The following is a 12,670-nucleotide window of genomic DNA, read 5'->3' as shown; positions in this document are numbered from 1 at the left end:
CTTTATAAAGATCAGTTCTTATTGTCTATATATTATTGCTCTCATGAATAAACCTTTTAGTACAGTTTTTATACCTCCCATGATCGATGGTGTTAGCGCCAGTAAAGTATTTCTGCCACTAAAATCTCAGGCAAATACCATCTATGAACATTTAACCCAGCAGTTTCCGCATATTAATGCGAATGAATGGATGCAGCGTTTCGAGGACGGGCTGGTTTATACGACACATGGGCAGAAACTAAGGGTTGATAGTATTTATGAGGGAAATCAGCATATTTATTACTATCGTTTTCTTCCCAAGGAAACACCTGTGCCATTTGAGCATCACATCTTGCATGAAACAGATGAATTTTTGGTGGTCGATAAACCGCATTTCCTTACGATGAGCCCAACCGGGCAGTACGTACAGGAAACATTATTGGTTCGTTTGAAAAAACAGACCGGAATAGAGACTCTTACCCCTATTCATCGACTCGACCGTGAAACTGCAGGTGTAGTACTTTTTTCAAAACGTCCTGAAACACGTGGTTTATATCAGAAGCTCTTTGCTGAACGTAAGGTAGAAAAGACTTACCATGCCGTGGCGCCTTTTAAGCCCGACCTTAATTTCCCGATAAACCTAAAACTGCGTCTCGACAAAGGTGAACCTTTTTATACTATGCAGATAGTGGAGGGAGAGCCTAATACAGAAACATTGATTGATCTTTTAGACGTTCGAGCTCACTGGGCAAAATATCAGTTGAAGCCACGCACAGGCAAACAACATCAGTTACGGGTTCATCTAAATCATCTGGGAATACCTATTCAAAATGACAGTTTTTATCCTATCGTTCAGCACAAATCAGATAACGATTTTACAGCGCCCTTGCAGCTACTAGCTAAAGAAATAACATTTATTGATCCTGTAGATTTAGTTAAAAAAACCTATCAGTCAGGATTTGAACTGCTATTGTAATTTACCTGTAATGACAAAAAAATTATTTACTTGATATAAAGCGTTGAAAATACATTTTGTAGCGTTAAAATACAGCTAAAATTCTTTCTCCTAACTTGGTTATTATTCATGCGGAAAACGGAAGTTTATCAAGTCCGACTTGACTCACAAGAAAAAAAACAGGCTTTTGCAGTTTTTAAGCAATTGGGAATTACACCAGCACAGGCAGTCCGCCTTTTTTTCAAGCAAGTCGTACTGACCAAATCTATTCCTTTCGCAATTGAAAATCCCAGTATTAATATGGAACAGCTGACCAAATTGCGTAAGATGAAAAGTGAGCACGCAACTGCTCCCCTTTCTCCAGCCTATCAACCAGATGATGAGAATGATGCTGACTTATTTGAAGAGCTCAATGCTCTTTTAGGGGAAAGTGACAAAGTCTGATTGATTTTTCATGCCAAGCCTATATACATAAAACCTAGATTCAGCTTTTTGATAGACTTTACTATGGCACCATACGCGACTTTGCTAGTTCAATCTCTGTCTGGTCCAGATAAGTCCATTCTCCTTCGGCAAGCATAGGTAATTCAAGTTCTCCGATTTTACTACGGTGCAATTTTTCGACTTTATTACCTACCGCAGCTAGCATACGTTTTACCTGATGGTAGACACCTTGATGAATCGCCAGACTCAACTGATGAGAACTAGTTTGCTTTATATTGCTTGCTTTAAATATACCATCATTACGAAGCTCTACGCCCTGTTCCAGCAATCGGATCTGTTCTGGCGTAATAGGGTCGACCGTTATCAAATCATATACTTTTGCCACATGTTTACGTGGATGTGTCAGAGCCTGTAGAAATTGACCATCATCTGTCAACAACAGCAACCCGGTTGTATCCTGATCGAGCCGGCCTACACACTGGATTCCACGATTAAGAAGCGCAGGATCAAATAAATCAAATACACTAAAATGGTATTGGGCCTGATGAGAACATTCATAACCTTGTGGCTTATTTAATGCGATATATACTTTTTCCCGATATTCAAACTCTTCACCATGTACCTCAAAAGTAAAATTTTTCAGGTCAAATTTTGCTTTAGTATCTGCACAAATTTCGTGATTTATACTAATTGCTCCACTTTTAATCAGTTGCTGGCAATATTTACGTGAACCAAAGCCTTGAGATTGCAATATTTTTTCCAGCAACATGAGATATTCTCCAAAATAATCGGTTTATTTTAACTAAGTTCCACCAAGAATGCGCTGATGATTGTTATCTGCTCTCTTGTGGTAAATAAAATAAGTAATTTATTATTTTCTTTTTTGATCTTAAACAATATGAAAAGTAGCAGATCGTAACTATTAGAAAGTGAAGCATATAAGTTAAAATTTTTTATTGAACATATTGAAATTCAGGCAGAGCTTCCTCTATTTTTAAAATATTTATAGCCTTTTAAAGTATTTAGTTAAACACAGCATAGTTGATATTAGCGATCTGTCTTAGTTACTTGCGTTTCTCAAGCATTAACCTGCCCTAGCACCTTTAAGGAAAGAGAGTACAATGGCAGTCCGTTTCTCCCAACGTTTGACTTGCTTATGATGTCCCAACTTGATGTAAACCTGATGGTTCTTTTGGTTTTGTTAGCTTGTGGTATTTTTAGTCATAATACTGCTGTCACTATTGCAGCCGGGATACTGATTGTTTTCAAAATGACGCCACTAGAGCAGTTTTTCCCCTATCTTCAGCAACATGGTTTAAATATTGGCATTATTATTTTAACTATTGGTGTGCTTACGCCGATCGCCAGCGGTAAAATTCCAGTCGAAAGTATTTTAAAATCTTTTCTAAGTTTGAAATCATTACTGGCAATTGGAATCGGGTTACTGGTAGCGTGGCTCGGTGGACGCGGTGTAAAACTGATGTCTAACCAGCCAGATGTCGTGGCTGGTCTGTTAATTGGAACAGTTGCCGGTGTAGCGGTATTACGTGGCGTACCGGTCGGCCCACTAATTGCAGCAGGCCTGTTATCTATTATTATTGGTACATCTTAAACATGAGGTTAACTTACATATAGTAATGTGTACGCTGATGAGAGAATTTCTGCAGCTGTTTTAAAAAGCCTGCAAAATAGTCCTTTTCCTTCTCTTCAGTACGATAACCCGCATATAAAGTCCGTCTCAGGCCTTTCTCTCCCGCACATTCCAGACGACGGCTGATGACCCAGCCTTTCTGTTCATATTCATTGACCACCCAGTCTGGTAAAGCTGCTATACCGCGTCCGCTGGCAACCAGCTGAATCAGCATCTGGGTCAAATCGGTAGTACGGATGTGTTTGGGCTGAATATTGGCAGGAATAAACAGTTTTGCCATAATATCTAGCCGGTGTTTATCGACCGGATAAGTAATTAAGGTTTCCTCAGCCAGCTGCTGTATCGTAATTTGCTCAACACGGGCCAGTGGATGGGTACTGGCAAGCACAAGACGAGACTCGTACTCAAAAATTGGAAAATATTCCACCCCTTTTAAAGCAATCGGATCAGCTGTAATTAACAGATCAAACTCGGCAGTTTGCAAAAGATCATGAGGGTTAGCTTCAAACCCGGAAGCAAAATCCAGATCTACATCTGGGTACTGATGACGATACTGGTTGAGAAGTGGCATTAGCCAGTCGAAACAGCTATGACATTCTGAAGAAAATATAATACGCCCAGTTTGTCCATGAACAATACGGGTTATATCACTTTGTGCAAGTTGTATCTGTGGCAGAACATCATCTGCCAGTCGTAACAGGCGTTGTCCAACATTAGAAAAAGTTACAGGGCGGCTTCGGCGATTTACTACTTCAGTTCCATACCAGTGATCCAGTTCCTTTAACTGATGAGAAATTGCTGACGGCGTAAGGCATAAATCATTAGCAGCAGCCACCAGCGAACCATGTTCACGTAAAGCCAGTAAAGTTTTTAAATGACGAATCTCAAGCATAAATTAAACTTAAAATATTTAAATGAATTAAATTCAATATACCATGAATTTAATTAGTTTTACTCAATCATAATTTTTCTTTATTATTCTTAAATAAGTTAATTTTACTCATAAAAATCAGGATGAATATTTTATTAAACCAATATTCTTGACTACTCGGGTACCAAGGTAAAATATGAATATTAATTTGCAGAAAAAGACTATGGACAAGGAAAAACTGGCCAGAACAGGTTTCTGGAAAAAACTCAGCCGGTTGAAGATAACAAGCAGAAAAATCAGATTCATGCCAGCTTTAGCCTGTTTACAATTGGCAATTTTGTTTTTTATGAGGGTTTTTTAATTCAGGCAGTATTACACTTAATTTTATTCTTTATATTTTCAAGCAGTTAAAAAATTAAATAAGATAGAATATTTAACTTTCCCTCGCTCTTCCCATTATATTGAAATCTACTAATTTACCTAGGTTAATAGCTTATTTTATAAAGATAAATAATAATTTCTCCCCTTAAAGCGAGCCGATCATAATAGTTTAATGCCAACCCTATAATCTTTAAATATCAGTTAAATGCATATAAAAACCTATAAATTATTAAAAGAGATTTGATATCAACTGGCCTGTCAGTTGCTATATGCTTTTGGGTTTAAATTTATAGCCTGCCTATACTGAATATAAAAAATAGACCTTTAAATTAGGTCTATTTTTTAAATGAAAATTAGAAGAAAGATAATATGCCCTGAATTACCACTGCATTAATAATATCAACAAAAAATGCTCCACATAATGGTACTACTAGAAAAGCCTTGTGTGATGGGCCATAAGTATTGGTGACTGCCTGAATATTGGCAATCGCTGTAGGTGTAGCCCCCATACCGAAACCACAATGCCCCGCACTTAAAACCGCAGCATCATAATTTTTACCCATAAAGCGGTAAGTCACAAAAATAGTAAATAAGGCAAGCCCTGCTGTTTGCGCAATGAGTATTACAACCAGGGCACCTGCCAGATCTGCCAGTAACCAGAGTTGAAGTGATAACAAAGCAATTGCCAGAAAAACAGATAATGAAGCATTGCCAAATACATCAATAGCCCGATCAAAAATATTTACTTTAAAAACATTTTCCAGAATATTACGCAGCAATACTCCTGTGGCCAGCGCCCAAACAAAAGTAGGCAGTTCAAACCATTGTCCTGCACTGATATCAGTCATCCAGTTAGCAGCATAAATACAGAAGGCAAACATACCAAGCGTAGTCACTGCATTACTGGCAGTAATCAATCGGGTTTTACGTGGATACTCGAACGGCGCAACATCTGTTTCAAGCCCAGGAGGTGTTTCATCATCACGCTGGTTATAGGGAATTTCTTCTGCCAGTTGATGGCGCCGGATTAAAAATTTAGCGACCGGACCACCCATCACTCCCCCAATAATAAGTCCAAATGTCGCACTGGCCATACCGAGCACAATCGCTCCCTGAATGCCATACTCGGTTTCCAGAATCTCTCCCCAGGCACCTGCTGTTCCATGACCCCCTGTTAAAGTAATTGATCCAGCAATCAAGCCGATGAGTGGGTCAAGTCCTAATAAAGTTGCCAGACTCATACCAATTGCATTTTGTACAAGTACGTAGAAAGCTACACAAACCAGAAATACCAGCAAGGCCCCGCCGCCCTTCTTCAGTTTGACTAAACTCGCGCTCAAACCGATTGACGAGAAAAACATGAGCATAAAAATATTCTGTACATTACTGTCAAAATTTACACTCATATTAAGAAAATTATGGAGCAGGTAAGCAATAAGCGCAGCAATCAACCCGCCTACTACTGGTTCAGGAATATTATACTGTCTCAAGAAATTAATTCTTTGAATCAAAAACCGGCCCAATAACAAGACCAGTACAGCTAATACCAAGGTTCCAAAAGCATCGATTTGATAATTCATCTGGTTTCCTGATTTTCTTTATCATTTATTTCGTAAGTTCTAGCCTCAGTATGCGACTAGTTGAAAGTTCTTTATGTATCAGCTTGTTTAGTTTAAGTTTTTATAGAGTTTTATTTTGACTAATTAAAAATCAAATTTGGTTTAGCATGTTTCTCCAACTCGAACTAATTTGCTTATATTTCTGTTAGATACGTTAAATACTTAATAGTTCCCTACTGACTTGATCAAACTCATTAATAAACTCTCATATATAGATAAAATAGTACCTAAATATGAAGTGATTTTTTATTTTTTTATATTTTTTACCTATTTTTCCTTATAATTCGCGTTCTTGTTATTTTTTTAAGTAGTTATGCCTCTAGTAGAAGACTCTCCTGTCGAAAAAAAATCTTATTCGCTCTTTCTTGCCATTTTCGCTTTAGCACTTGGCGGATTTTGTATTGGTACGACTGAGTTTGTTGCTATGGGCCTGATTCAGGAAATTGCAGCAGATCTCAACATTTCTGTTCCAGCTGCCGGGTATTTTATTAGTGCTTATGCGTTAGGCGTAACCATTGGTGCGCCGGTAATCGCGATTTTAGGCGCCCGGATGCCACGTAAAATATTATTAATAGGTTTAATGCTATTTTATGGGATAGCGAATGGATTGACTGCTTTAGCGCATAGTACTGAAACTGTCATGCTGTCACGTTTTATTGCTGGTTTACCGCATGGGGCTTATTTTGGTGTGGGTGCTCTGGTCGCAGCAGAGCTGGCCGGTCCTTCGCGTCGTGCTTCGGCAGTTGCACAAATGATGTTAGGGCTTACTCTGGCAACAGTGGTTGGCGTACCCTTGGCAACCTGGCTAGGTCAGCAGTTTGGCTGGCGCACCGGTTTTGAATTCTCTGCCTTGATTGCTTTTTTAACTGTAGCAGTGGTCATACTCTATATTCCAAAAATTCAGGTTCAGGCTACAGCGAGTATTAAGACAGAACTGGCCGGACTTAAAAATGTTCAGATGTGGTTGACACTAGGCGTCGGTGCAATCGGTTTCGGGGGGATGTTCTCGGTTTATAGTTATGTTTCGCCCATTCTGACTGAGTATACTGGCGCAAATATTAAAGTGGTGCCTGTAGCATTAGCAATCTGGGGAGCAGGAATGGTCATTGGCGGTCTGGTTGCAGGCTGGCTGGCAGACCGGTATTTAAATAAAACTATTGTTGGTATTCTGGTTAGTTCAGCTTTAGCTTTCGTGTTAGCCAGTTTTATGCTTTCTGATCTATATACTGCGTTTCTAGCTCTATTTCTCATCGGCCTGACTGTTATGGGCTTAGGTGGAACTTTACAAACCCGTCTGATGGACGTTGCTGGTGAAGCACAAGCCGTTGCGGCATCCCTGAACCATTCTGCTTTTAATCTGGCAAATGCTTTGGGCGCCTTTTTAGGAGGCTGGGTACTGAGTCATGGTATGGGCTGGCTAGCACCTGTCTGGGTTGGATTCGTGCTCAGTCTTGGCGGTTTAATTATTTTATTGTTTGCTTTCGCTGTTGAAAAGAAACAAAAACTCTTAGAGACCAGTTAAAAATGACCTGCTTAAATAGCGGTCAATTTTTCGCCTCTATAAGACAGAGCTTGTATGCAGCTGTCCCTTTTAATTCAAAAGTTATTTTGCAATGATATCAAATTAATTTTTAGCTGAAAATTCTCGCTAGCTAACTTAAATTATGTTTTAATGCAGGCAGTTTGAGATGAGCCTCATACAGTATATAGCACGATCTATATACGACTAAGCCCCGCACTGCGGGGCTTTTTTATCACTTAACTTTTAAAAATAACTTGTGAAGATGACTTGACTGGCACTCTTGCTTTAAATTTAGACAGCTTATTTTAAGGCAGTTTCGACTTCTTTCAGCATATCTTTCATACCGCCCAGTCCGCCATTCATTAAATACCAGTTGCTTGAGTCCAGATATACAATGTGTCCATTTTTAGCAGCTTTGGTCTGGTTCACAATATTATTGTCCAGAATATGTTTTGCACCATCCTTTTTGTCGGTAATAGCTGCGCCGCGGTCAATCACGAATAGATAATCCGGATTTTTCTGTGCAATGAATTCATGTGAAATTGCCATGCCATGTAACCCTACTTTAATAGATGGATCAGCTGGAGTGAAACCGTACAGATCATGGATATTACCAAAACGTGAACCCGGGCCATAGGCAGCAATTTTATTATTATTTACCAGCACGATCAGAGCAGTCTTGCCTTTAGTCTTTTGTTTAATTTCAGCAATATCCTGTTCCAGCTCGGCCAGTTCCTTTTCAGCCTCCGCTGTTTTACCTACCATTTGAGCAATATTCAGCGTTTGCTGTTTAAAAGAGTTAAATTGGTCTTTATAGTCAATATCAACAAAATAGGTAGGTGCAATCTGTTTGATCTGATCAACCAGATTTTCCATTCGGCCACTCATCAGGATCAGTTGTGGCTGGCTGGCTGCAATTCGTTCCAGGTTCGGTTCTTTTACTGTACCGACATCTGCATATTTTTGGTCATTAAACTTGTTTAATACTGCTGGTAAAGGTGTACCTTTAGGTAAAGCTACCACCTTCTCATCTGCTCCTAGTTCATGAATGGTATTTAATGCATTGGTATCCAATACTGCAATTTTTGAAAGATTAGCCGGTACATCAATATTACCTGCCTTGCTGCTAAAACTTAAGGTATCTGCACTCTGCGCTTGTGTTGTACCTTCAGAAGGTATATTGGAATTGCTGCATGCAGTAACCACAGCGGCCAAGGCAATGGCGAGTACCTTCTTGTTAAAAAACATATCTATCTCCTAGCTAATAAAGTACAGACCAAGTTTGTGTTGCTGAACTTGCTGAATTGGAATGGCAAAATCAAAAATATGCTGTAGTACATTTTCCTGCATAATCTGTTCTGGTGTGCCCTGATAAAGTAACTGTCCATCTTTCATGGCAATAATCTGGTCGGCATAGACCGAGGCAAAATTAATATCGTGTATTACCACAACAATTGACTTGCCATGATTCACCGCCAAGTCTTTCAGTACCCGCATAATTTGTGCAGAGTGCTTCATGTCAAGATTGTTTAAAGGTTCATCCAGCAGGATATAATCTGTATCCTGTGCCAGAACCATAGAGATATAAGCTCGCTGGCGCTGACCACCTGAAAGTTCACTCAGCTGTTTATGCCGTAACGGTTCTAGTTCCATGTAGGCGATTGCCTGATCAATAATCTTTTGGTCTTCAGCTTTTAAGCGGCCCTGTGAATAGGGAAAACGGCCAAAAGCCACTAAATCTTCAATACTTAAACGTAATTCCGTATGATTGGACTGTTTAAGAATTGCCAGCTTTTTAGCAATCTCGGTACTTTTCATTTGCTGTATATTCTGGCTATCGAGCAGAATGTCGCCGGTATCAACCTGAGTCAAACGGCTAATCATTGATAGCAAAGTACTTTTGCCTGCCCCATTTGGCCCGATAAAAGCAGTGAACTGTCCTTTGGCAATAGTAAGCGACACATCATTTACCACCCTCTGCCCGTGATAGCTTTTGCTTAAAGTTTTCAGCTCAATTGCCATTTTTTATTTTCCTTCAACAAAATCCAGAAGAAATAAATTCCACCGACAAAATTAATAATGACACTCAGCGTCGTTTTAAAATTCAACACATGCAGGACAATAAACTGCCCAATAACCAGAGACAGGATACTGACCAGAATGATGCCAGGCAGCAGAATATAATGCTGATGGGTTTTAAAAAGTTCTAAGGTAATATTGAGTACCAACAGTCCCAGAAACATCATAGGTCCAGCCAGCGCAGTTGCTGAGGCCAGCGCCAGAACTACCAAAATCAGCAAAATACGGCTGGTTTTATCGTAATCTAGCCCCAGATTAAGAGCATGGTCACGGCCCAGTGCCATAACGTTCAGCCGGTGATGGTGTTTAAAGCTATAAAGTAAAATTGGTAAAATAGTGAGTACAGCTAACCCTACGGTTTCCATTTTCACTATGTTAAAACTGGCAAAACCGGCATAAGCAGCTATCTGGAACTCATCCGGATCGAGCAATACCTGAAAAAAGGTGATCATATTGTCAAACAATGTTGAACAGATCAGGCCAACCAAAAGTAGAAAGTAGATATTCTGTTGCGCGACTTTCTGAAAAATAAAACGGTAAAGCAAGAGCGCAAAACTGACCATTAATAGCAGGCTAATCAGGTAGTCAGTCACAAAATTTATTGACAGTAAGGTACTTGCACCAAAGAAATAAATGATTATGGTTTTAGACAGCTCATATAGCTTGTCTAAACCTAATGCCTGAGGAGTCACTACGCGGTTATTTACAATAGTATGAAACACTAAAGTAGATACCCCAACCGCTATGCCAGCAACAATAATTGCCATGATTGTCTTTAAACGGAGCTTCACAGCAAACTGCCAGCCTGTGCCCAGATTCCAGCCGAGATACAAGGTAACCATAATGATTACAGCAATGCTCAAAACCATCAGTTTGGTACGGTTATGCATAACGGTACCTCCGTAGCAAGAGCCACAAGAAAAGCACACTGCCCAGTACACCCATAATCAGGCTTACTGAAACTTCGTACGGGTAAATAACTATACGTCCAAACAGATCACAGACCAGTACCAGTAAAGCCCCTAAAATTGCAGTATGCGATAAAGTCTTGCGGATGTTATCTCCGAGATACAGACTTACAATATTGGGAACAATCAAACCTAAGAATGGGATAGCTCCAACTGTGACGATGACTACACCAGTAATGACAGATACCAGAATTAGTCCTAAAAATAAGGTCTGTTTATAATTGAGACCTAAATTAGTTGCAAAGTCTTCCCCGATACCTGCCAGGACAAAGCGGTTGGCCAGAAAATAACTCACTATTAAAATGGGTACACTTAAATAGATCAGCTCATATTGACCATTTAGAATGGTTGAAAAGTCTCCCTGTAACCACCCCGCCAGATTTTGTAGCAAGTCCATTTGCAAAGCGATAAAAGTCGTAAATGCAGAAATGATACTGCCAAAGATCATACCAACCAGAGGAACAAAAACGGTATCCCGATGCTTGAGTGTGGCTAGAATGCTCATAAAAATCAATGCACCGATCAATGTAACTAAAATTGCAAAACCGGTTTTAATAAAGATAGAAGCGGCTGGCAGCAGGATAATCGAGATGAGAACACCTAACCGGGCACAATCATAAAGACCGGCTGTAGTTGGGGAAACAAAACGGTTCCGGCTGAGCGACTGCATAATCAGCCCACAAACACTCAGCCCTGCACCTGCAACTAAAATGGCCATTAAGCGTGGCAAACGGCTGGTCCAGAATAATTGCCATTCATGAATATTTCCTGCTAGCAATCCGGCAATATTCATTTCTCCCACACCTGTAAATAACGAAATAACAGCAAGAGGAACAAGCAAAAGAAACAGGTAACGACGTTTAATCATGGCAGGGAAATAACATGCGAAGTTAAAGCAAAAAGAGCGGAGTAACTAAGAAAATATCACAAATGATAATAATTATCTTTATTATTTATATTTTAAATTTTAAGAATATACTACTTATATAAAAAATTATTATTATTATCAAAAACTTAAATTAATTTAAACTCGAAGACAGTTTTGTTTAAGTTTGTAATTATTAATTTTATTAAATTATATTTTAAGTTTTTAATTCTATAAAATTAGTTAGAGAAACTCATAGCCCTTTTAAATCACCCTTATTTAAAAGAGCTATAAGTTTAATCAAAGCCTTTACCCAATTGACTCTGATTTTATGACAATAGTGTATCGTTAAATTTTACAAAATATCTCCCGAATTTCCTATTACTTTTGCTTATATGCAGTACAAAAATGAAGTATATTGAGTATTAACAGAATAATTTTCTATAGTTTGAATTTTGACCAGTACAGATTACACATTAGATAAAATAGACCGAAAAATTTTATCGGCTTTAAGACAGGACGGCCGTTTAACTATCGCTCAGCTAGCTGAACAAGTTGGACTTTCTTCTTCACCTTGCTGGACTCGGCTTAAACGCCTTGAATCTTTAAAAATTATTGAAGGCTATACTGCCAATATTAATCCTAAAGCCATTGGTATTAATGAGCTGTTCTTTATCGAAATTACACTTGAACGGCATGATGATGAAATTCTGGACCAGTTTAGTGAGGCCTTAGCGAATATGCCTGAAGTCGTTGAAGCACATCTGGTAACTGGCGATTATGATTATCTGGTCAAAGTAGCAGTTAAAAACTCGGAACACTATGAGCGTTTCTTGCGTAAAAATTTATATTCTATGAAGGGGGTTCGTCATACCCGTTCAATTTTTGCTTTACGTCCTCTAAAACTGGCAAATAATGCAGATTTACTCATGATTGAATAAATTAAAGGCTAAAAAGGGCAGAGTAAAACTTGAAGTGCGACATAAACCACCTAATTAATTTAAAGGGTTTATGGAGTATATAAAATTGTCATACCATCATCTTAACTTTGAAGATCATACTGCATTAATGCTTGAGTCAAGAAAAGAAGGCTTTTCAGCCAGAAAATTTGCTGAACTCATTAAAAGACATCCTAGTACGATCTATCGTGAGCTTAAAAGAAATAGCATCAATGACGTTTATCAAGCTCGATATGCTTCTGATAACACCTTCGCTAGACGTAGACGTGGTCACAGAAAACTCAAAATCGATTCAATCCTCTGGAAATTTATTGTTGAAGCGATCCGTTGTTTATGGTCTCCTCAGCAAATAGCAAAGCGTTTAAAGACATTTCCTG

13 protein-coding genes are annotated in these 12,670 nt (G+C 38.9%); 6 read left to right on the top strand and 7 right to left on the bottom strand.

Annotation, left to right across the window (positions count from 1 at the left end; translation table 11 throughout):
• Nucleotides 1–43 precede the first annotated feature (43 nt).
• Both J502_RS06885 and J502_RS06880 read left to right on the top strand, forming a co-directional pair.
• Complete coding sequence (locus tag J502_RS06885; protein ID WP_005014738.1) at nucleotides 44–955, top strand: pseudouridine synthase; 912 nt, start codon at nucleotides 44–46, stop codon at nucleotides 953–955.
• A gap of 108 nt (nucleotides 956–1,063) precedes the next feature.
• Nucleotides 1,064–1,378, top strand: a complete 315-nt coding sequence (locus J502_RS06880; protein WP_005014739.1) for a type II toxin-antitoxin system RelB/DinJ family antitoxin — start codon at nucleotides 1,064–1,066, stop codon at nucleotides 1,376–1,378.
• A 61-nt stretch (nucleotides 1,379–1,439) separates the two neighbouring features.
• Here J502_RS06880 and J502_RS06875 read toward each other — a convergent pair whose 3' ends face one another.
• On the bottom strand, nucleotides 1,440–2,147 hold the full coding sequence (locus tag J502_RS06875; RefSeq protein WP_005014742.1) for a pseudouridine synthase: 708 nt from the start codon (nucleotides 2,145–2,147) through the stop codon (nucleotides 1,440–1,442).
• 387 nt (nucleotides 2,148–2,534) lie between these two features.
• On the opposite strand from J502_RS06875, the gene J502_RS06870 reads away from it, so the two are divergent.
• Nucleotides 2,535–2,990: a DUF441 domain-containing protein gene (locus J502_RS06870; RefSeq protein WP_081403948.1), complete on the top strand. Its 456-nt coding sequence runs from the start codon at nucleotides 2,535–2,537 to the stop codon at nucleotides 2,988–2,990.
• Nucleotides 2,991–3,003: 13 nt separating this feature from the next.
• Here the strand turns inward: J502_RS06870 and J502_RS06865 are convergent, their stop codons facing one another.
• Together J502_RS06865 and gltS are read right to left on the bottom strand one after the other, a co-directional pair.
• Nucleotides 3,004–3,921, bottom strand: a complete 918-nt coding sequence (locus J502_RS06865; protein WP_005014745.1) for a LysR family transcriptional regulator — start codon at nucleotides 3,919–3,921, stop codon at nucleotides 3,004–3,006.
• A gap of 713 nt (nucleotides 3,922–4,634) precedes the next feature.
• Nucleotides 4,635–5,861, bottom strand: coding sequence for a sodium/glutamate symporter (gene gltS, locus J502_RS06860; RefSeq protein WP_005014746.1), 1,227 nt, complete (start codon nucleotides 5,859–5,861; stop codon nucleotides 4,635–4,637).
• A 352-nt stretch (nucleotides 5,862–6,213) separates the two neighbouring features.
• Between gltS and J502_RS06855 the strand changes: the two genes are divergently transcribed.
• Complete coding sequence (locus tag J502_RS06855; protein WP_034683545.1) at nucleotides 6,214–7,422, top strand: MFS transporter; 1,209 nt, start codon at nucleotides 6,214–6,216, stop codon at nucleotides 7,420–7,422.
• Between the two features lie 300 nt (nucleotides 7,423–7,722).
• Here the strand turns inward: J502_RS06855 and J502_RS06850 are convergent, their stop codons facing one another.
• The 4 genes from J502_RS06850 to J502_RS06835 are packed head-to-tail and all read right to left on the bottom strand — an operon-like array spanning nucleotide 7,723 to nucleotide 11,337.
• Complete coding sequence (locus tag J502_RS06850; RefSeq protein ID WP_005014751.1) at nucleotides 7,723–8,670, bottom strand: siderophore ABC transporter substrate-binding protein; 948 nt, start codon at nucleotides 8,668–8,670, stop codon at nucleotides 7,723–7,725.
• Between the two features lie 9 nt (nucleotides 8,671–8,679).
• Nucleotides 8,680–9,444 (bottom strand): iron ABC transporter ATP-binding protein, encoded by a 765-nt coding sequence (locus J502_RS06845; protein ID WP_005014752.1) that lies wholly within the window; start codon nucleotides 9,442–9,444, stop codon nucleotides 8,680–8,682.
• Nucleotides 9,429–10,391, bottom strand: coding sequence for an iron chelate uptake ABC transporter family permease subunit (locus tag J502_RS06840; RefSeq protein ID WP_005014756.1), 963 nt, complete (start codon nucleotides 10,389–10,391; stop codon nucleotides 9,429–9,431). Before J502_RS06840 ends, J502_RS06845 begins: the two co-directional genes overlap by 16 nt.
• A complete protein-coding gene (locus J502_RS06835) occupies nucleotides 10,384–11,337 on the bottom strand; it encodes an ABC transporter permease (RefSeq protein WP_005014758.1) in 954 nt (317 codons plus the stop codon). Before J502_RS06835 ends, J502_RS06840 begins: the two co-directional genes overlap by 8 nt.
• Nucleotides 11,338–11,789: 452 nt before the next feature.
• Here J502_RS06835 and J502_RS06830 point away from each other — a divergent pair, with 452 nt between their 5' ends.
• Together J502_RS06830 and J502_RS06825 are read left to right on the top strand one after the other, a co-directional pair.
• Nucleotides 11,790–12,275 carry an Lrp/AsnC family transcriptional regulator gene (locus J502_RS06830; RefSeq protein WP_005014761.1) on the top strand — a complete coding sequence of 162 codons (486 nt, stop codon included), beginning with the start codon at nucleotides 11,790–11,792 and terminating at the stop codon, nucleotides 12,273–12,275.
• Nucleotides 12,276–12,345: 70 nt separating this feature from the next.
• On the top strand, nucleotides 12,346–12,670 hold a 325-nt coding region (locus tag J502_RS06825), incomplete at its 3' end, for a helix-turn-helix domain-containing protein (protein WP_034683543.1).

Origin of the sequence: Acinetobacter sp. 1294596, from assembly GCF_000582925.1 — a bacterium.
GTDB lineage: Bacteria > Pseudomonadota > Gammaproteobacteria > Pseudomonadales > Moraxellaceae > Acinetobacter > Acinetobacter radioresistens.
This window is presented reverse-complemented; position numbering and strand designations above follow the sequence as displayed.